This window comes from Halorubrum orientale (assembly GCF_059623105.1).
The window spans coordinates 24181-43371 of record NZ_JBSPSR010000013.1; the positions used below are offsets into that span (position 1 = coordinate 24181).

The 19191-nt window shown below is 56.5% G+C and carries 14 protein-coding genes and 1 pseudogene; 5 read left to right on the plus strand and 10 right to left on the minus strand.

What is annotated here, in order from left to right:
* Window positions 1-468 precede the first annotated feature (468 nt).
* From ACWUI7_RS12965 to ACWUI7_RS12985, 5 genes and pseudogenes are all read right to left on the minus strand, one after another.
* A complete protein-coding gene (locus ACWUI7_RS12965) occupies window positions 469-1803 on the minus strand; it encodes an IS4 family transposase (protein ID WP_496642622.1) in 1335 nt (444 codons plus the stop codon).
* Between the two features lie 84 nt (window positions 1804-1887).
* Window positions 1888-2584 (minus strand): annotated as a pseudogene (locus ACWUI7_RS12970) (IS630 family transposase); the annotation flags it as partial.
* A gap of 260 nt (window positions 2585-2844) precedes the next feature.
* Window positions 2845-4305 carry a PGF-CTERM sorting domain-containing protein gene (locus ACWUI7_RS12975; RefSeq protein WP_496642623.1) on the minus strand — a complete coding sequence of 487 codons (1461 nt, stop codon included), beginning with the start codon at window positions 4303-4305 and terminating at the stop codon, window positions 2845-2847.
* Window positions 4306-4520: 215 nt separating this feature from the next.
* Window positions 4521-6716 carry a PGF-CTERM sorting domain-containing protein gene (locus ACWUI7_RS12980; RefSeq protein WP_496642624.1) on the minus strand — a complete coding sequence of 732 codons (2196 nt, stop codon included), beginning with the start codon at window positions 6714-6716 and terminating at the stop codon, window positions 4521-4523.
* A gap of 113 nt (window positions 6717-6829) precedes the next feature.
* Window positions 6830-8869 (minus strand): hypothetical protein, encoded by a 2040-nt coding sequence (locus ACWUI7_RS12985; RefSeq protein WP_496642625.1) that lies wholly within the window; start codon window positions 8867-8869, stop codon window positions 6830-6832.
* Between the two features lie 1024 nt (window positions 8870-9893).
* Between ACWUI7_RS12985 and ACWUI7_RS12990 the strand changes: the two genes are divergently transcribed.
* The 3 genes from ACWUI7_RS12990 to ACWUI7_RS13000 are packed head-to-tail and all read left to right on the plus strand — an operon-like array spanning window position 9894 to window position 12303.
* Window positions 9894-10889, plus strand: coding sequence for a DUF58 domain-containing protein (locus tag ACWUI7_RS12990; RefSeq protein ID WP_496642626.1), 996 nt, complete (start codon window positions 9894-9896; stop codon window positions 10887-10889).
* Window positions 10886-11440: a DUF8163 family membrane protein gene (locus ACWUI7_RS12995; protein ID WP_496642627.1), complete on the plus strand. Its 555-nt coding sequence runs from the start codon at window positions 10886-10888 to the stop codon at window positions 11438-11440. Before ACWUI7_RS12990 ends, ACWUI7_RS12995 begins: the two co-directional genes overlap by 4 nt.
* Window positions 11440-12303, plus strand: a complete 864-nt coding sequence (locus ACWUI7_RS13000) for a DUF7982 domain-containing protein (RefSeq protein ID WP_496642628.1) — start codon at window positions 11440-11442, stop codon at window positions 12301-12303. The genes ACWUI7_RS12995 and ACWUI7_RS13000 overlap by 1 nt, the downstream gene beginning before the upstream one ends.
* 58 nt (window positions 12304-12361) lie before the next feature.
* Here ACWUI7_RS13000 and ACWUI7_RS13005 read toward each other — a convergent pair whose 3' ends face one another.
* From ACWUI7_RS13005 to ACWUI7_RS13015, 3 genes are read right to left on the minus strand one after another with little or no spacing between them, the layout of a single operon-like run.
* Window positions 12362-13342: an AAA family ATPase gene (locus tag ACWUI7_RS13005; protein ID WP_496642629.1), complete on the minus strand. Its 981-nt coding sequence runs from the start codon at window positions 13340-13342 to the stop codon at window positions 12362-12364.
* Window positions 13335-14450, minus strand: a complete 1116-nt coding sequence (locus ACWUI7_RS13010) for a DUF4350 domain-containing protein (protein WP_496642630.1) — start codon at window positions 14448-14450, stop codon at window positions 13335-13337. Before ACWUI7_RS13010 ends, ACWUI7_RS13005 begins: the two co-directional genes overlap by 8 nt.
* A 1-nt stretch (window position 14451) precedes the next feature.
* Window positions 14452-14727, minus strand: a complete 276-nt coding sequence (locus ACWUI7_RS13015; RefSeq protein ID WP_496642631.1) for a DUF8044 family membrane protein — start codon at window positions 14725-14727, stop codon at window positions 14452-14454.
* Window positions 14728-14959: 232 nt separating this feature from the next.
* On the opposite strand from ACWUI7_RS13015, the gene ACWUI7_RS13020 reads away from it, so the two are divergent.
* Window positions 14960-16234: an RNA-guided endonuclease InsQ/TnpB family protein gene (locus ACWUI7_RS13020; RefSeq protein WP_496642632.1), complete on the plus strand. Its 1275-nt coding sequence runs from the start codon at window positions 14960-14962 to the stop codon at window positions 16232-16234.
* A gap of 945 nt (window positions 16235-17179) precedes the next feature.
* On the opposite strand, the gene ACWUI7_RS13025 is transcribed toward ACWUI7_RS13020, so the two are convergent.
* Window positions 17180-18418, minus strand: a complete 1239-nt coding sequence (locus ACWUI7_RS13025; RefSeq protein WP_496642633.1) for an RNA-guided endonuclease InsQ/TnpB family protein — start codon at window positions 18416-18418, stop codon at window positions 17180-17182.
* Between the two features lie 5 nt (window positions 18419-18423).
* On the minus strand, window positions 18424-18552 hold the full coding sequence (locus tag ACWUI7_RS13030) for an AbrB/MazE/SpoVT family DNA-binding domain-containing protein (protein ID WP_496642634.1): 129 nt from the start codon (window positions 18550-18552) through the stop codon (window positions 18424-18426).
* Window positions 18553-18689: 137 nt separating this feature from the next.
* Here ACWUI7_RS13030 and ACWUI7_RS13035 point away from each other — a divergent pair, with 137 nt between their 5' ends.
* Window positions 18690-19082 (plus strand): hypothetical protein, encoded by a 393-nt coding sequence (locus ACWUI7_RS13035; protein ID WP_496642635.1) that lies wholly within the window; start codon window positions 18690-18692, stop codon window positions 19080-19082.
* The last annotated feature ends 109 nt before the right edge of the window (window positions 19083-19191 follow it).

Here is a 19191-nt window from a genome sequence, read left to right on the forward strand (position 1 = left end):
TTCTCGTCAAGACCACCCAGCACAACCGCTCCGCCACAGAACTCAGGCTTCAGAAACAGCTAGCCGAGGATGTTTTCTGAGGTACTGAGTTTAGTTGGTGTGAGCCATTCATTCTCGGAGCGGTAGCTAAGTGAATCGAAGCGCTGAGAAGCATAGAACAGAGACAGTGAGAGCAACATTTGGGTTCATCACTTAAATGTGTACCACCGTTGACTCCCTGTGCAGGTTCCATCCGTTGTAGTTTAGCGGCGCGTCAAGGCGGTGTTTGTGCGGATAGTTGAGCAAGACGGTGTTGAGTCGAATCCCTGATGAAGCGTGATCGGAGAACTGAACGGATGTTCTTCTGTCTCGGGTTATGAGATCTGTGTCACTCTCTGAAGGCGGCGCACTCACTCCGGTGAGTGCGTCGCCGATCCAGAGCTGTCGCTACTACCTCCGTCTGAGCTGACCGGCTTCTCAGGCGAGTTTCTACCAGAACTCGCCTGACTCAACCTGCTCACGTAATCTTGGTCGATGTGGATTTGGATCTCGTGACGACCACAACAGCAATTCGTCGAGATCTGGCAGTTCATACCCGAGATCCAGCATCAGGTATAGCTGGACTAGGTGTGCGTGACGTTCGAGCGCGTGAGAACACCGACGACGTGGAAGACGCGTCGACGACGCGGCCGCGTCGTCGTCGCTCCCCTGCCGCTTTGCGTCTAATTTGCGGAGTTCATCCACGATAACGCGGCTCATCAGCAGCGAGAGCGCCGCTACGATGATCAGCGCTTCGATGATGTAGGGATCTGTCGTATTGATCTCATCGAGACCGAAGCGCGATTTGAGTTTCTTGAACAGCAGCTCAATCTCCCAGCGCGCCCGATAGAGCTGTGCGATATCGGGCGCGTGGTAGTTGTCTCTGGCAAGATTCGTTAGGTAAAGATGGTACTCATCGCTGTCCTCGTTGAGCACACCGGCGAGTCGGAACGTTCGGGTCGTGCTGACGCCCGACCCTCGCTTGCGGTCGAATGAGAGGGTAATCCGAGCGTCGATCTCCTGTCGCTGCAGGTCGTCAAGGACGTCCTGTAGCGACTTGCCTTCGAGTGGAATACTGTTTCCCCGCCATGTGCGAAGCTCTTCGATGATCTCGAAGTTTGCGTCATCTTTGACCCGTGAGACGAACCAGCCGTCGTTTTGGTCGATACGGTCGAACAACCAGAAGTCGTAGAAGCCGAGATCGAGTAAGACGAGTGCGCCAGCTACCCACTCGCCGGTGGGTAGCTGGCTCCGTTCCTGCGTTTTGGCGTCAGTCGTTTGAAAACGCGTAGGAAGTCCGGTTGAGAGTGATTCTGTGAGGTGAAGCTTCACGCCAGCTTGATCTTCGCCAGTCGCTGCGTAGACGTCTGTAGCGTCTTGGTAGAGTGAGACGATAGAGGCGTCAACAATGAGGACGTCTCGAAAGCGTTCGAGACGTCCGCTGAGGTTGGTTTGTCCCGGTTCGAGATTCTCGATGGCGTCATCGAGAATCTCTCGCAGGAGTGCAACGAACGCGGGTGAAAACCAGCCGTGGAAGGTTGGATAAGCAAGTTCGTCACAGTCAGCCATTTCGACGAACCGTTCGAGAAATGCCTGAATAGAGCGATCCGATCCAGCAGCGAAACCCAGTGAAAGGGTGTAGAACAACGCGACAGTGTCGAACTTGCGCTCTCGTTGGACGAGATTCGTTGCGCGAGCGCGCTCGCGCAACTCATCAGAGGGAAACGCTCTTTTGATCCGGTCGACAATCACTGAATCCGGTGGTTTGTAGCTCACAGCAGCCACCGGGTTTCTCTGACAGGTAGTCCCAACGGTATTCAGATCAGGAGACGGCGCTGGCGTGAGACGTTAAACTACAACGGATGCCGCACACGGCAGAAAGAACGTCTCGCCGGAATCGCTGACTGCACCGAGCAGCTTGATGCTATCCCACGCGCCCGTCACCGGCAGTGACGGGCGCTCCCCTTCCGGAAACCACGCATAGATCAGCGTCGAGAGTACCTGACGCGTCTGATCGATGGTCAGGACGGTGTATTCGTCGTCCAAGTCGTTGCGCTTTTTTTGAAACCCTCTTGCCAAGCGTCCTGAGCTCTCTCGTCGGATTTATAGACTCCGGCCGGGCTGTCTTCCAGGACAGCCCGGCCTCAGACATCAATCGTCGGATGTGCCGTTCACAGTACTCAACGTCAAATTCCTCGGAGAGATAGTGACGAGCTAGTGGAACAGACCATGCGGGTGCGTCTAGTCCAACTTCTTCAGGAAAGTCGTGAAGTACCTCAACGAACTGGTCGTGCTGTTCATCAGAGAGTTTGGATGTTCTGCCTTCACGCGGATCGTCGTAGACAACTTGCTCGACCGGCTCATCAGCGAGCCGGTCGAGCCGGCCGACCCAGCGAGACAGCCATGGACCGGTGTATCCGTACCGTTCAGCGACTTGCTTCATCGTTGCGTTGTCTTCTTCGAGGTAGTTAATCACCGCTATCAGCCGCTGTGTCGGCTTCTTGACCTCAACCTCCGCGAGAGCATCGCGGAGGTCGTCAAGAGTGGCGGCGTGGAGCGTAGCCATATGCTCTGATCATCCTCTAGCCTAAAGAATATTCAACCAACAGTATTAGCAGTAGCTGGAAGTCACAGCGGGCAAGGGTGATGCCACGCGGAGGAGGATGTCAACGACGAACTGCACTCAGTTGTTGATGCGGTCGACAGTGGAGCGCACGACGAGTAGGGAAATTTTGCCTGGGAAGGATGTCAACGCAAGCAAGCTGCTTCGGTGAGTTGGTAACCGGTACCTCTGTGGGATCCGTCCCGTTCACGCGAGGAAAGAGGTCACCGAGTATATTTTGCAGCTAGTGTCGCAACGAATAACGCGGTCAGTGCGACAAGTACCCCAAATCCAGGGGTATTTGTTTCTGTTGACTCAGTAGAATTATTGCTACTCTCGGTTGCTGATACGTCTTCGTCAGATGGCTGTTCAGCTGACGTCTCGTCTCCACCGGATGCTGCTGTCTCCGCTGGGGCCTCAACTACGGCGAACTCTGAAAATCCGGGTGTCCGCGCAGTAATGACCACATCGCTATCGTTAGTCTGTGTTATCGTCGAGGATAACACCTGAGAGTCACTCGTCGTATTCTTCACCACCTGAAGATCGGCGGGCGCTGTATTTCCAAGTTCAGTATCATTTAGCCGGAACTGAATCGTTGTCGGGGTGTCCTCAAACTGTTTTGGAACAGTTATCGAGACGGCTGTTTTCACGCGATCACTACCGAACTGTGCCGTGAATGCATCAACTATGGCCGCAGACTGACGCACTGTCATCTCACCGCTAGCTGCGTCAGATGGTGCGTCAAATGCGACATGTTCAATCGGTCCGGCGTTGACTCGGACGCGGACACCGCCTTCTCCGGGAGCTGCATCAGTAATAGACCGTGTTACTGGACCATTGGTTAGGGAGGCGTACTCAGAGGCACTTGCGCCCTCGTTTTGCGGTTCCTCTGAGGTCACTGTCTCACTGCCGCCACTACTGCCGCCGCCGCCACCGTCATTACTACCACTACCGCCTCCACTGTTACTCTCTGCTTGTTCAATTTCGAGCGTCTGTGGTGTGCTTAATCCCAGTATCTCTCGCTCATCTAACACCGTGTCTGGGCCCCGCACAACGGCATAGACGTCGTACGAGCCAGTGTCTAACTCTGCTGACGAAACATCTGCGGTGAACGTTTCACCGTCTACGCGTGCCTCTGTGACGATCTGTTCGTCAGTATCAGCTGCAGCAACGACAACATCGATGTGTTCAAACGCCTCACCACGTACCTGAGTGAATTCACCATCAATCGTAATCTCAGTTTCACGTGTTACCGATCTCGGCGGGGTAGTCGTTACCGTGTAGCCGCGGACGACGAGCGGGTGAGCCGCTTCATTCACGCCATCTGACTGGACGACAAACGCATACGTGCCTGCAGTCGATGCACCGTGGTCAGCTACTGGAATCGTAAACTCGGTGGGGCCAGTCCCTTCGTAGCCTCGCCGAATCGTCTGATTCTCATCATACAGATACATTCGGAAATCCGTCTCTGCTGGTGCATCTACGCTGACCTCAAGCTGCTCACTTGGGTCTACTTGACTCACCGCCGTTATTTCAAATGTGCTTCCACCCTGCTGGACTGTCCTATCAACGACATCAATTGTTTGATCAGATGTCACTCCATACTCGTCTGCAGCTACAACGCCTACTGACGTGAGTACGGCGAAGACACAGATGAGTGCAAAGAGCAGTTTTTTCTCAGCCATAGCTGAATTGACTACAAATAGCTAGATAATTCTTGGGGAGACCCACTGAGTCGTGGACAGCGAACGGCCTCAAAAACGTGGGGGAGTCAGCCCCGTCGTCGTCGGTGGATTGTTGCACGAAGCGGATGCGCTTCCTCCCACCCGTGAACGGGTGGGTTTCCGTGCTATTACCGCTATGAAGTATATCGGAAATGCCCCTAAGGCGCTCGCCTCGACTATTGCTGTCGGCGGGCAGCGAGGAGCGCTGCTGCGAGGAGGGCGATTACCGCGACGAGTGGGCCAAAGCCAGGCGTTCCGTCGTCGGTTTCACCGGTTTCCGTTTCAGTTTCTTCAGCCGCTTGGTCATCATCAGCCGGTTCTGTCTCCGCCGTTGTGTCGGATTCGTCTGTCTCTGCGGACTCATCTGTTTCTGCCGGCTCATCCGTTTCGGCTGGCGGCGTCACAGTGAGCGTTCCTGTCTGACTCGACTCACCGGTGTAGACCCCGTGTTCGTACTCTCCTTCAAGCCCACTGGTGTTGATTTGCGTGAACTCAACCGTTGTGTTTTCTTGCCCTTGGAGCGTTATAGACTGGCTAGCGATTGGTTCTCCCCCGATTTGGAGCTCGACGTCTCTTGTATCCTCGAGATAGCTGTCCGTTGAGATAGTTGCTGAGACACTGAGTTCATCGCCTTGTGTCACTTCGGCGGTTTGCGGTGTCAAGTTAGTAACGGTAAAGTCTGTCGAGATGCCGCCGCCACCACCACCGCCACCGCCGCCACCGCCACTATCGGCTCGCTGGATCTCTCCGAGCGCAAAGAGCGAGAAGTCTGACTCAAATTGGACGGTCAGGGTGTCACTATCAACATTCACGACTGATGTCGCGACCTGGGTGTACTCGTCTGCATCCTCATCATAGCGGAAGACTTGTGCGTCGTCCGGGTCACTGAATCGGCTTCGATCAACAGTAATCGCGGTCGTCGGGGATGAATCAGCTGTTTCTGGCTCAGCGTTGATCTCGAAGTATGCTGGTTCTGTATCACTCTCTGGAGAGACCGTCACAGAACTTGGTGCATCGGATAGCCGCGCAACACTAGCGGTGGTTCCCGCTTTGAGCCCACTAAATGAGACCGATGAGACGGTTTCATCGGCGTCGAACTCAATAGAAGTACTACCGTCTTCGGTGACGGTCTGTGAGCCCTGCGTCTCAACGCTCACATTCTCTTGGACAGAGATGGTCCCCGTCGTTGTGACGACTGCGCTCGCATTGTTGGCTGGCTTCCCGATATACACGTACTGGTATGTGCCAGGCTCCCAATCATCGGCGGTTTCAACATTGATCGTCTGTGCCGGATCCTGTTCTGCTCGTGCCGTGACAGAGGCGTCAAATCGAACGTCACCCGTTGGGGTCGTCTCTGTTTTGCCGTTAATGTCCTCTGCGACGAAGTCGACAACCTGCCCGACTGAAACAGCTCTTGATACGCGTCCATCAGATATATCAACTCCATTTACCCGAACTCCATCATCAACAGACGCGAACCCATTCACCTCCTGAATAGTATGTGATAAAGTCGCGTCTTCAGACAAATCGAGATCACGGTTGATGGCCGACTCGTTTGGAAGTTGCAACTGGAATCGACCCTGGTTGACATCGCTAAACTTTGATTGGTCATGTACTAACACGGTATGCGTGGCTGTATCTGCTGATGAGAGCGGAGTTGATGCGTCAACATCAAACGACAGTGTTTCCCCTGGTTCGGCAACTGCTGGCGCTGAGACACGTGGTGAGCCACGCTGGTAGGTCACCTGCTCAACGCCTATAATCGTTGGTGTGCCTGAATCCGATGGTGAAATTGAGCCATCTGACACAGAGAATGCGCCCTGTTCCCTGTCCACTACAAAGTACACGTAATGACCGGCACCTCCAGTGTGCTCAAATGTGGTTGCTCCATCAGACAGCGTTCCATTTTCAACGATCTCAAACGTTGCGTCCGTGTTGCCAGACTGACTGATCAGGTCGATTGCGCCAGACAAGGTATTAACAGGCTCTTCGCCGCTTGCAACCCGCGCGGCGATAAATTGTACTTCTGTATCAGAGATATCCGCACCTGATAATTGAGCCCGACTAGGATCAAAGGTTAACTCAACGGTTTCACCAGCTGTCCGAACGCCAAGGAACTCTCGATTTAACGATGCTTGCCCCCCACTTCCGAGGCTCGCTTGATAATCTCCTGTTTCAATCGTAGTTGCGGCACTCTCGAAATCATGCCGTAAGGTGAGTATCGAATCTTTCCATACGTCGACGTTATCTGTCGCACTGAATGTGTTCTCCTCTGTAAGATTATCGGGACTAGCTGCGAATGCTGGAGGAGCAAACGCTGCTGTCGCAATAACAAGGGCCATGAGAATGGCCACGCCTGACTCTGTCCTCATTATCAATTGTCAGCACGTAGGGTATCGTTAAAATACTTGTCCTGTCAACCGACACATATTGAGTTGAGCCAACGACGATTCTGCTTCAAAGAACACCAGCGCTCAACGCTATCTCACTCTTTTGGAGATTCCGCTGTTTCAGCAGGGCGCTGCGTGGATGTGTCCTGGGTATCGGAGACTGACGCTTCTGCGTTAGTGATCGCCTCTGAGGCAGTGGTCTCCGACACAGTCTCCGGGGTAAACACAGCGCGTTCAAACGCCGCCGTGAGCGAGCGCAACCGAGTTGTGTCAGCCTCTTCATCACTGCGCCACTGCTGGTAAAACTCACGATGCGTTTTGCTTGTATCTGCTGTAGACCCGCGCATCAGTCTCTGTCGAACAACTCCATACGCAATTGTAATGGCTGTCTTCGAGAGACCGCGTGAAAGCACGTCCCTTGCTCGAGTAAGCAGGGTTGCAGGAACACTCATCCCTGAGCTGTCGTCCGTGCGAGATTGTGTGCCATCAGCCCTATGCGCAGCGTCGGGAGTATCGCTAGTTCCTGACGGAGTCGCTGACCCATCTCGATCCGCTTGCGACCACTGACGAGCAGCCAAGCCAAGCCCTCCAAGAATGAGAAGCGCTATCAGTATCATCGCGGGCCGGCCGAGCGATATCAGTGCCAGGATCCCAGGGAATGCGACTGACCGCTGTATAGAACTTGCAGCTAAATTCGATGCTGTCCGCTTAAACCTCACCGAGACGAGCTGGTCACTGCCGCTTGGCGGAGGTTCCACAGGCACCTGTACGCTGTACGTTCCATTTTCAGCGGTCTCAGTGGTAGCCATCTGTTGGCCATCAATGGTGACGCGTATCGGCTGGCCTGAGAGCGCATCTCCTTGTGCGGTTTCCAGCTGACCGGTTACTGTTAGATTCGTCGCCTCCTCGTTGAGCGTGGTTGTTGCTGAGACCGTCGTTGGCGTCTCCTGAACAGAGATAGACCGTTGTACCGCTGTCGGGACAATTGCTAACTCTTGTTGCGGTGAGGTAACGCGCAGCATTTGGTCGCCGACTGGAATATCCGCTGGCAGCTGCGCTTGCAGTGCGACCTCACCACTTGAGCGTATCTCAGCCCGTGTGAGTGGAGTTTCGTCTATGCTGAGCCTCATAGGGAGTCCGCTAAAGCGTGCTGGCTTGACGCCGTCTCTCCCTATCCGACCCGTGGCGGACACAGGAGAGTCAAACTGTGCTGTCTCTGTCGCGTTGGTCAACACTAGTGGTACGGGCGTCTGCTCAGTAATCGAGACGTTAAATTGCGTCTCACTCGCAAGCAACAACCGATCGGGTGCCGGTGTATACGAAACACGGAGTGTCGAGGCTGTGAGCGACGCTTGAATCGGTCGATAGGTTATGTTGAATGTGCCCTGGGATGTGGTTCGGGTTTCTATCGTCTCGCCACCAAATCGGAGCCTAATTGATGCGTTGTCAACGGGAGTTCCATTTACCGTGCGCACAGTCCCCGCAACCTGCACTGGTGACGTTGTTGAGAACTGTGTCTGATTAACGGTTGCATTGAGCCGTGTTGGCGTGGACTCACGCTGGCGAAGCCGCCTGTTTGCTTCCTGTGTTGTAAGCTGGACCTGTCGGAGCGCCTGCTGGACCTCATCGAATGACACCCCCGTTTGGTTACCCAGTTCCGCATATTGCTGATTGAGATCGCCCGTTGTTTGATTCACCTCTTCGGCAGTAACTAGCAGTTCCCGTGCCAGTTCACGAGCCTCTTCATCGTTTCCGTTCTCAATGGCCTGCCGGTATGCTCTCCCAATTGTTTCAGCTTCGCGCACTGACTCGATCAGTGACGCCTGTTGTTCACGCGTGAGATTGAGCTGCTCAACGACCGCTTCTTCATCAACCTCTGCTGCGAGTGATGCATACCGTGAGAGATTTCTTCCGTAGCCCTCAGCAATTGCCGCCTGCGCGAGCTCAAACTCTTCATTGCTTAACGAAACGGCACTTTGTGCAAGCCGCCCTTGGAGCTGGCCAACGAGTCGGTCAGCAACGAGGTCTGGATTTCCCTCTGCTTGGACCGTTGCGGGATCGACGTGGGGTGATGGTGGCGTCGTATTTGTCGTGTTGTTTGCAGGTGGCGTTGGCGCAGTCCCTGCTGTACCCACGACACCCCCAGCACACACGCTCAGCACTAACAGGCTTGCCGCACAGAGCGCCCGCCATTGCTCGCGTGATAGCACGTTTATTAACGATACAGGTCCCATATATAAAGGATAACACATACTGGCAAGCGAGTCGCCTGCTTGACATCGAGCTGTCGATTGACCTCCACCTCTGGGTACCGCGGAGGAATTCGACCCTCGGATTCGGGCGGTGGTAGGCTTTTATTCTTATCCCGCACTCGAAGGAAACCGGCGACACACCAGGGGAACTCTTGTTTGTCTCCCTCGTAGGGCAATGGCCCGGCCAATGAGGCTCCATCGGAATCCGTGTTGTTGCCGTGCGAGCCACCAATGGTTTGCCATCGCTTATACCGATTGAGGAGAATACTGGTGGCTTGGCGTGGGAGGATGTCACGGCTCGGGGACGGCTTCTCACCGACTCCGTAGCATCCATGACAACTGAGGTCACGGACTTCAAAACTGCCGGGACAAACGAGCCGGGTGTCACTCGACCTCCGCCCGAAGACGGAGGTATGCGCTTGGATCCCTCTCATTGTACGAGAAGCGAATGTTCAAGAAACCGGGGGCAGATCGATGAACTATGATCCCAACGACTCGGTGGTGGGCAGGTGTTCTCGCCGCGGGTCTGTTGGTGATACTTGCGATTCTTGCTCGGGAACCGCTGCTGTTTGCGGGGCCAATCGGGGTCGGTGCGTGGATATTGGGCGTCGCTATCGACACCAGCCGGCGGGCAGTTCAAGCCCAAGAGACACTGTCCATCGAGTATACCGTGGCGGCGACAAATCCAGCAATTGATTCAGAAGCGTCAGTAACACTCGCGATTGAGCGGCCAGAAACACAGGCCGTACTACCGATGGCGGTTGAAACTGGCTCACCACCAGGTATTACGCCTGAGCCGTCTATGCCATCGGTCTCACTTTCCCCTAAACAAACGCTTGCTACTGAGACAAGTCGGGTATCATTCCCGATTGCTGGCGAGTTCACTTTTTCACGACCATCGGTCACGATGACTGATCCATTCGGTCTGTATCGGATCTCAGTAGACGGCGGATCAGCACCAGTTGTTACTGTTCAAGAACAGTCATCATCTATCCATGTCGGACAGCGTGGTGAGGCTGTCGTCAGTGCGTACGGCGAGCACAGTGGTTCTCGCGCTGGACCTGGAATTGTTCCTGAGGAGATCAGAGAGTACGTTCCTGGCGATGATCTCCGTCAGATTGATTGGAAGACAACCGCGCGATTGGCTGACCTCTATGTGCGCGAAACCGAAGGAGAAAGTGATCAAAGCACGCTCGTTCTCGTTGACCATCGCGCACGCATGGATTGTGGTCCTGCCGGTGAAACAATGCTTGATTATGTTCGAAGCGTGAGCACTGGCATTGTTCGGACAGCGGCATCGCAAGCTGATCCTCTAGCGCTGTATACCATTGGGGCTGAAGGAATTTCACATGCGGTCCAGTTGAGTACGGCTGCACAGACGTACGGGGAGGCGATAACAACGCTGCATGGGCTGACGCCGTCTGGCGAGACCGCAACCGAGCCCACCCGGTCGGCAACGGCCGCCACCGAGGTTGCAGAGCAGCTTGATACGGAGACGCAGTTCGGCCGCGTACTGGCCCCATACGTGTCTGAGAGAACATCGTACACCAAACGGCTTCGCGATGATCCACTCGTTGGAGCAGTCCAACAAGCACAACTCGCTGACCGCGCTGAGTCTCTCATCATTTTGCTCACTACCGACAGTGACCCAGCCCGGCTCACAGAGGCGGTCTCGGTCGCCATTACTCGCGGCAATCGGGTGCTTGTCCTGGTGACCCCACAGTGTCTCTTTGATACGACTGACCTGACCGATCTTGATGCGCTGTACGACCGGTATCTTGCGTTTGAAACGCTCCGACAGCGACTTGACCACCACCCACGGGTGACTGCATTCGAAGTCGCACCGGGAGCCCGACTGCAACGACTCCTTGCACACCGCCGCGCTCAATCAGCTACGCCATGACACGCACTGATCTGCACTCCCAGCGGACGATTCGGTCGAGTATTTCGCCTCGTGCACGCGATCCGCTGAGCCTCCTCGGGCTCGGGTTTGTCGGTGTGAGCCTACTAGCGGTACAGCCTGTCCAACTCATCGTTGCTGACGCACCGAGCCTTGTCATGATTGGTAGCATTCTTCTCGGTGCCTTAGTACTCCCAGCGCTTCCTGCATTCCTACTTGGCCAGGTGGCACTTATCCCCCTCCTCTCGGCCACGATAACCCCGGAATTTGCCCTTGCACAGGCGGGGCTTGCATGCCTTTTAGTTGAGCCCGCTCGAGAGTACAGACTTCGATTCCTCGTCGGACTCACCGTCGCGGTGGGGAGCATTCTTGCCGTAGGAACATTCGTTGCTAGTACACGAGGGCTCGCGACTGCTGGGCTGATTCTGTTTGTTACTGTCGGCACTGGCGTCTACCTACTCCACCGAGTTACGCTCGTCCAACTTGGACAGGTCACGCGCACACCTGCTGATGATGAAGCGGCCGACAACGCACCAAGAGCAGGTATACCTTGATGAGCCGCGATTTTACGACGGAGCAATCAACTGCCGAGTCGACACACGAGAGCACAGCGACTGCCGAGGAACCGATAGACCAGACACTTGAGCTTGCCACGCTCGCTGCGGAAAATAAGCAACTTCGCGCCGAGTACGCGCGAGCACAGCAGGCACGCTATCGCCGGACAGCAGTCGGACTATTTATTATTGGGCTTATCGCTGTAGGCGGGGGAATCAGCTTTCCTGACGCACAGACGGTGTTGTTTGCACTTGGAGGGACAGGTATCTTTGCCGGAGTGCTAACTGCCTTTCTCACCCCTGAGCGATTCATGACCGCTGCCGTTGGTACCCAGCTATTCAGGGCTCTTCGGCGTGATCGCCGCGCAATTATCGATGAACTCGGGCTGGCGGGTGACCCCGTCTACCTTCCTGGAGAACCATGTCGGCTGTTCGTGGCACACACTGACCCCGGAGTTTTACCGGACGCCGATGAGGCGTTGTCGTTGTTTGTTGCATCCGACAATTCCGCTGAGGGAGTTGCCTTTCACCCCACTGGTGAACAACTGTATCACGAGTTTCAGTCGGTTGCAACGCTTCCGGAGACACCGACCGTTGAAGCAGTGCTCCCGGCCATTACCGATGCAGTCGTTGAAGCGTTTGAATTAGCAGATAGTATGTCATATGACCATGATTCTACATCCCAACGCGTCGTATTCGAAGTGACTGGCTCAAGTATGGGAGATCCGACAGCCATTGACCACCCACTTTCTTCGCTCATTGCGGTCACACTCGCGCATACGGTTGACGCCCCGGTGACCGTTGAGATACGCGATGAATCGCCACTGCTCATCACCTGCCAGTATAGGTCAACTGCCCCATGAGGTATACCCACAGGCGGTGCAAGACAGATGCCACGAGGCTTGACCCTGAGGCGATTGACTAGGCCGATTCACCGACTGCGTCGCTTAGCGACATATCCCCACTGGGTGTCGTAACGGACGCGAGCAGGTCCTGGATAATTGCTGCTGGAGACTGTTCAGCGAGTTCAGCATCGGTCGTGCGGATAATACGGTGTGTTAACACCGGCTCGGCAAGCGACTTGACGTCATCTGGAATGACGTATCCTCGGTCACGGATCGCCGCTCGAGCCTTCGCGCCAACAAGGAATGCAAGCGAAGCCCGTGGCGAACCGCCATGGCGAAGTGCAGCCGCTTTTCGGGTTGCAGTCACAATATCTAGGATATACTCTTTGACTGGGTCAGCGACGTACACGTCGTCGACGACGTGTCGTGCAGCGTCAATTGTGCTCGCGTCGACCACCTGTTGTACCTCACTGACATCGATTGGAGGATTTGTGTCAAACTTATCAAGTACGGCCCGCTCTTCATCCCGTGAGGGAAGTTCAACAATGTATTTAAACTGGAACCGGTCACGCTGGGCTTCCGGGAGCTCGAAGACGCCTTCCATCTCGATCGGATTCTGGGTTGCAACGACGATGAACGGCTGGGGAAGCTGTAGCGTCTGCCCATCGATGGTTACGTTTGACTCTTCCATGGCCTCTAAGAGCGCGCTCTGTGTCTTCGGTGTTGCCCGATTGATTTCGTCGGCGACGACCACGTTGGCGAACACCGGCCCCCGACGCAGCTCGAACTCACCGGTCTGCTGGCGGTAGACGTTCGTCCCAGAGATATCGACGGGGACCATATCTGGTGTCATCTGAACCCGACTGTATGACAGCCCGAGCGCCCGGGAAAACGCCTGCGCGATGGTCGTCTTTGCCACTCCCGGCACACCCTCTAACAACACGTGCCCATCGGTTAGCAGTGCGATCGTGAGCCCCTCAATGACGGCCTCATTGCCGACGACCACCTGGCTCATCTCCGCGCGAAGCGTTTCATACAGCGTCTCGGGGCTACTCATGGTCTGTCTCTCGTGTGTCCGATGACAAAACGGCTGTCATCACGCGGTCACGCGTTTCGCGCTCACTATCTGGATACCGAGCCGCGAGTGATGCACGTATTGCGTCACGGTCGATGCGTGGCTCATCAGCCATCGAGATGAGGTCACTGAGCCACGGCGGCAGCCGACTCTGGACGGCTACTGGGATGAGGCGACTGAGTAGCCGACGGCCAATCACTGGGGTCGCCGGCCACGACCACACGACACTCCACGTGACGCCGACACCCATGAGTCCGAGTCCCAGCTGCGCTAATGGAGTTGTTTGTAGCCGAAGACGTGCCACAGCGAGCACCGGCTGTGGGCCCGTCTGTGAGTAATCAACGACGACACGCGTACTCGTGGCCTGGAGCTGGGTGGTGAACGCCTGATTATCGGGCTGACCGGCCATCGCGTTGATGAACACGCTTGGGTCACTAACGGCGATGACCGTTCCATTCCCAACTGTCTCCGCTGTGACAACCGGGTACCGTCCCAGCTCGTCTTCGGGAGTCAACGAGCCGGTCTGGTTTCGGTCGAGATACGCGATCGAGGACGTGGCAACGATGACCCGCGCTGAGCCGGGGGTGACGGCTGTCGCCCCGTTTAGCGTGAGTTGGTCGACTCCCTCGGTGTACGGCGACGTCGAGACGTTGGTCGCGACCGGCAGCGTTGGGGCGCGGTAGTAGTTCTGCTCATCACGAAGCTGGTCGCCGTCAAACCGGGCCGTTGCGCCAACCGCCTGGAGCAGCTCATTGCCGTGTGGGCCGTAATCATCCGCGACGACGAGGGTCCCGCCCGCGTCGACGAACGCTTCGATCCGGGCTGTGTCCGACGGCGTATACGGTGTTGTCGGCGCGATCACGAACGCCGTCGTGTTCGACGGCGTCGTCTCGGCGTACACCGTCGATTCCAGCGCGACCGTTCCGTTCGGGGCTTCGACGACCTGCTCGCGCAGCTCACTCGTGCCGTCCCATGCTGGGTTGTACGCGCCAAAGGCCGTCGCGCTGGTGGTTGCGGCGACGAGTAACGCCACCGCGACCAGCACGGTCAGGCCATACAAGACGAGCCGTGGGACGGGTGGTGTCTGCACGTCAGATCACCCCCTCGGGGAGAATCTCGAGGATCCGCTGGATCACAATGTAGCTGAAGCCGATGAGTCCGGCGACGATCACCGGAATGAGCCGGCGTCGCCAGCGTGGCGTGATGTTGAACGGGGCCGTGAGTTCAACGACGACCAGGAGGCCGATGAGCGAGATGACGAACGTCAACTCAAGCGTGAGTGCATCAAGCGTGGCGAGAACGACGATGGACCCGAGCATCCAGGCGACGACCCCGTAGATGAATCGCCGTCGTCTGTCCGTAGCCATTATCGTATGATTCACTGGCTGGGATTTGAACCCACTGCTGTGAGCTGTCTGCCTCTGTGTTGTTGGTAGCGGGTCACATTTTATACAGAATCAAGGAGAATACCTGACCCTTTAGGGTCAGAATGAATCCGACAACTCCTACGCAATCAACCGTCGATAGCAGGGCCGGATATTCCACGCCAACCGACACTATTAACAAAGCAGCACGCATAACCAGTTATGAAGCCAGAAAATGACTCGAACCATCCGAACCTTTGAGGCTACTATCACGAATCAGCAACAGGTTCGTGACGATCTCGACCAACTCGGATGGGCCGCCTCAAAACTCTGGAACGTCGGTCGCTACTACGCACAAGAACAGTGGGACGAAACGGGCGAGATTCCCGATGACGGGGAACTCAAAGCTGAACTCAAACGCCACGAACGCTACACGGACTTACATTCTCAGTCCAGTCAGCGCGTTCTCGAAGAACTCGCTGAAGCGTTCAACGGCTGGTTCGGTAAGCGTCGGAACGGCGACGACCGCGCTCGACCGCCCGGCTACCGCAAAAATGGAGACTCCCACCCGCGTTCAACCGTGTCGTTCAAAGCGGCTGGCTTCAAGCACGACGCACAGTTCACCCGCGTCCGCCTCTCGAAAGGCCGCAACCTCAAAGAACACCGTTCAGACTTCATCCTGTGTGAGTACCAGACCCGCCCGGATGTTGACCTGACCGAGTGGGACATTCAGCAGGTTCGCGCGATCTACAAGCGCGACGAGTGGCGGCTTCAATTCGTCTGTCGCACCGTCATCGACCCGGACCCACCGGGCGACGAGGTGGCTGGTGTTGACCTCGGGATTTGCAACTTCGCCGCCGTCTCGTTCGGCGGCGAATCGGTGTTGTATCCCGGCGGCGCACTCAAAGAGGACGAATACTACTTCACGAAAACGAAGGCTAAGTGCGACGATTCCTCGTCTCGTGAGGCCGCCCGTCTTGACCGGACGCGGAGGGGTCGCCGGACACACTTCTTGCACGCACTCTCGAAAGCGATTGTCGAGGAGTGCGTTGAACGAGGTGTTGGAACGCTTGTCGTTGGCGACCTCGGCGGGATCCGAGAGGACGACGAGAACGGCGAACCTCGAAACTGGGGCGACCACGGAAACCGCGACTTACACGGCTGGGCGTTCGACCGCTTCACGACGCTGCTCGACTACAAGGCGGAAGCCGAAGGCATCGACGTGGAGTTGGTGTCGGAACGCGATACGTCGAAGTCGTGTTCGGCGTGCGGCCACACAGATGACAACCAGCGAGTTGAACGTGGGTTGTACGTATGTGGGGCGTGCGATACGGTTGCGAACGCGGACGTAAACGGTGCGGAGAATATTCGCCAAAAGGTACTCCCGAGTCTCGCCATGGATGGCGGTGATAGGGATAACGGCTGGTTGGCACAGCCAGTGGTTCACCTGTTCGACCGTAGTGAGGGCCGTTTCGCCCCACGAGAACAGGTTGCTAACCGCGAACCATAATATCCCAACTCAGCGGTGTGGTGCCGTGGGATTCCCGCGTCTTCAGGCGCGGGAGGATGTCAAGACGATTGACGCCGTGTTCGCGGCTGTATTTGTGCCTGTGTCAGTAACAGTAAAGCTGTGCACGCCCGTTGTGTTGATACTTCCCGGCCCACCAGATCGACTCACGTCCGTCCCGGTGACCGTTATATCTCCAACCTGCACTTTTGCGCCGGTAGCTGTGAGTTGACTCAGATCGGCGGTGATCGTCGCCGACGAGTTGTTCGCAACGACAACATCAAACGAGACGGTTTGTGTGGCGCGTTGTTGCCCAATCGGTACAGTCTCCGCCGTGGGCGCGGTCGTGACCTGTGTCACGTTCGCCGTGGCCGGCTGGGCAGCTATGCCAACAGCTCCCATGGCTACGACGAGCGCGATGAGTATTCCAACTGCCACCTGCGTCCGACACCCTGTCATCTGCCGCTCTGCCGTGGTGGCTTCTCCACACAACGGGACGCATGTGTCCAACTAATACGCGATGGCGATGTACAAATCACGGGTGGTCTAGCGCTGATGAGGAGCGGTCAGGATAAAAATTCCGGGGAGTGGTTCGACCGGTCTGCGTTCCTAACTCACGCTCGGCGTGCTGCTCGTTTGCTGAAGGCCGGCTCCCCGTTCGACCCTCTTGATCGGTGTTCGCCGGCGCATTACTCGATACCTGCCTGCGAAGCCATGCTGCGATGGCAGCAACACCAACACGGTCGTCGTCGACGGCCAACTCACCCGCCGTGATGGCGACCCGATCGGCGCACAGCTGTTGCCGGTGTCCGTCGGTGATCAATCTGTTGGCTACGTCCAGACTGATGCCCGCGGTCGGTTCGCAAGCGAGTTCACCCTGACGCGTGATCATCCCGCGATCGACGGCACCGAACAAACCGTCCCTGTTACGGTGAACCCACCCCGGGGTCAAGCCCCGGGGCTTCCTGCTTCCACGATGCGCTTTGCATCCACGACCTCTCGCTGAGGTGTGAACGCAGAGAGCCCAATCTCCACAGGCGTTGCTTCGGAGCGTCCCGCCCCTAACTGCTTCAGTCCGCGATAGAGAATATTCTTCGCCGCGTTCAGGTCACGATCTTCCGTATGGCCGCACGCCGGACACGAGTGTTCTCGCACCCACAGTGGCTTATCCGTCTCAACACCACACACAGCGCACTCTTTTGTCGTCCCTTCCGGTTTCACCTTCTCAACATGGGTACCGTGTAGGTCAGCCTTGTATTCCAACAGTTCAATAAACCGTGACCACGCAGCGTCTTGCTTGTTTTTCGCGTTCTGACTGGTTTCCAGCATTGGCTTTACGTCTAAGTCTTCGACAGCAACGACATCATACTCTGTGACTAGCCACGTCGTGAGCTTATGCTGGTAGTCTCGCACCTGCCGCTTGATTGCTCGTTTCGCTTGGGCTACCTTCCGGCGTTGGTTTTCCCAGTTGTTCGACCCGTGTTCTTTCCGGTCGAGTTTCCGCTGTTCGCGGGCGTAACGGTCGTACTCATCGGACAGGTCAAGCGTATCCACAGACAGGTTTTCAGAGGTGTGGATGTAGTTCGTGATACCGAGGTCAACACCAACACAGTCCTCTGGGTCAATCTCGCTGAGTGGCGGTTTTTCGGGTGTGTCTTCGATAGTGGTGACGAGTGAGACGTACCACTCACCGGTTGGCTCTTTTTTCAGGATAACCTCGTCAATATCCTCTGCCGGTGGTACGTCGCGGTCTGCCCGGATGTTGAACCAGCCAATCTTTTCGAGTCGAAGTCGCACGAATCGGTCGTCGCCCGTGTTGTGATCCACGTTGAAGCGACTAGACTGATTGTACGATACCGACCGAAACTCACCGTTGCCTTGCCAGCGCAACCGCCCGACCTCGTAGCCTGCATCTCGGCGTTCTTGAAGCGTCTCCAGATCGCTGTGAATCTGGCTGATAGCCTGTTGTGCGGCGTGTTGCGACGGTTCTGCAAAGGTCGGCCACTGGTCTGTCCAGTCTTTGAGCTTGCTGTGTTGGTCGTAGTCAGATGGCTTGTCGTTGTAGTCACTGCGGTAGTAGTCTCGCACGGCATGGTTACGGATCTGCCGGAGGATATCGATGTGCCGCCACGCTTCGCTCGCCACGTTATCGGGTAGGTATGCGCGGAAGCGGAGCGTGTGTTTCATTGTGATTAGTTGAGCTTTTCGACAGTGAGTTTCAGCTGGTCACCTTCTTCCAGATCAAGCCCATCTCGGACTTCTTCGGGAATTGTGACGACGCCACGCTGTCTGATTTTTGGATAACACTCCATCTGACTCATACTGTATCATACTGTATCAATCATAATAATCCTGTCGGCTTCACCCTCGGGGTCAAGCCCCGAGCCAGTCGCCTTGACCGCGTGTACAGTTTACCGATCCGACGACGCATCTGGCATCCGCGACCGCGACCTCGACGGTGACGTTCTTCCCGGTGTCGGGCGTGTTTGGCTTCGGCATTCCAGCGGTCGGCTGGGCGCTCGGTGGCGTTGGGGTGGTTGGACTGCTCGGGGGTGGCCTCGTGGTGTGGTGGTACCGAGACGATGCGGCTGCATCCGAGCCCGAGCAGCCACTGGAGTCTGTGTCTGCTTCACCGCCAGCGGTCGATACCGAGCCGCCGACGGCGTCGCCGGAGACCCTGTTTGAGCGGGCTGACAGCACTATTGAGTCGGCCCCCGCACAGGCCGTACAGATCGGGTATCTTGCGGCCCGCCGCGCGCTGGCGACCGATCTTGACGGCGTCACAACCGGCCCTGAGTCGTCGACGACCCACTGGGAGTTTTACCGTGCTGTTGCGGCTGCTGAGACTTAATCGAGCGGAACCCCACCCGTTCACGGGTGGGTCTGAGCGGACGAATTGGCCACAACCGCCGACGATGGCCCGACCGGGGTCTCAATGGATGTGATACACTTATTGGTGT

Bases quoted from the DNA above. Each gene is read 5' to 3' on its own strand.
- ACWUI7_RS12975 (WP_496642623.1), bottom strand. From the start codon at position 4,305: ATGGCTGAGAAAAAACTGCTCTTTGCACTCATCTGTGTCTTCGCCGTA.
- ACWUI7_RS12980 (WP_496642624.1), bottom strand. From the start codon at position 6,716: ATGAGGACAGAGTCAGGCGTGGCCATTCTCATGGCCCTTGTTATTGCG.
- ACWUI7_RS12990 (WP_496642626.1), top strand. From the start codon at position 9,894: ATGACTGATCCATTCGGTCTGTATCGGATCTCAGTAGACGGCGGATCA.
- ACWUI7_RS12995 (WP_496642627.1), top strand. From the start codon at position 10,886: ATGACACGCACTGATCTGCACTCCCAGCGGACGATTCGGTCGAGTATT.
- ACWUI7_RS13000 (WP_496642628.1), top strand. From the start codon at position 11,440: ATGAGCCGCGATTTTACGACGGAGCAATCAACTGCCGAGTCGACACAC.
- ACWUI7_RS13005 (WP_496642629.1), bottom strand. From the start codon at position 13,342: ATGAGTAGCCCCGAGACGCTGTATGAAACGCTTCGCGCGGAGATGAGC.
- ACWUI7_RS13015 (WP_496642631.1), bottom strand. From the start codon at position 14,727: ATGGCTACGGACAGACGACGGCGATTCATCTACGGGGTCGTCGCCTGG.
- ACWUI7_RS13020 (WP_496642632.1), top strand. From the start codon at position 14,960: ATGACTCGAACCATCCGAACCTTTGAGGCTACTATCACGAATCAGCAA.
- ACWUI7_RS13025 (WP_496642633.1), bottom strand. From the start codon at position 18,418: ATGAAACACACGCTCCGCTTCCGCGCATACCTACCCGATAACGTGGCG.
- ACWUI7_RS13030 (WP_496642634.1), bottom strand. From the start codon at position 18,552: ATGAGTCAGATGGAGTGTTATCCAAAAATCAGACAGCGTGGCGTCGTC.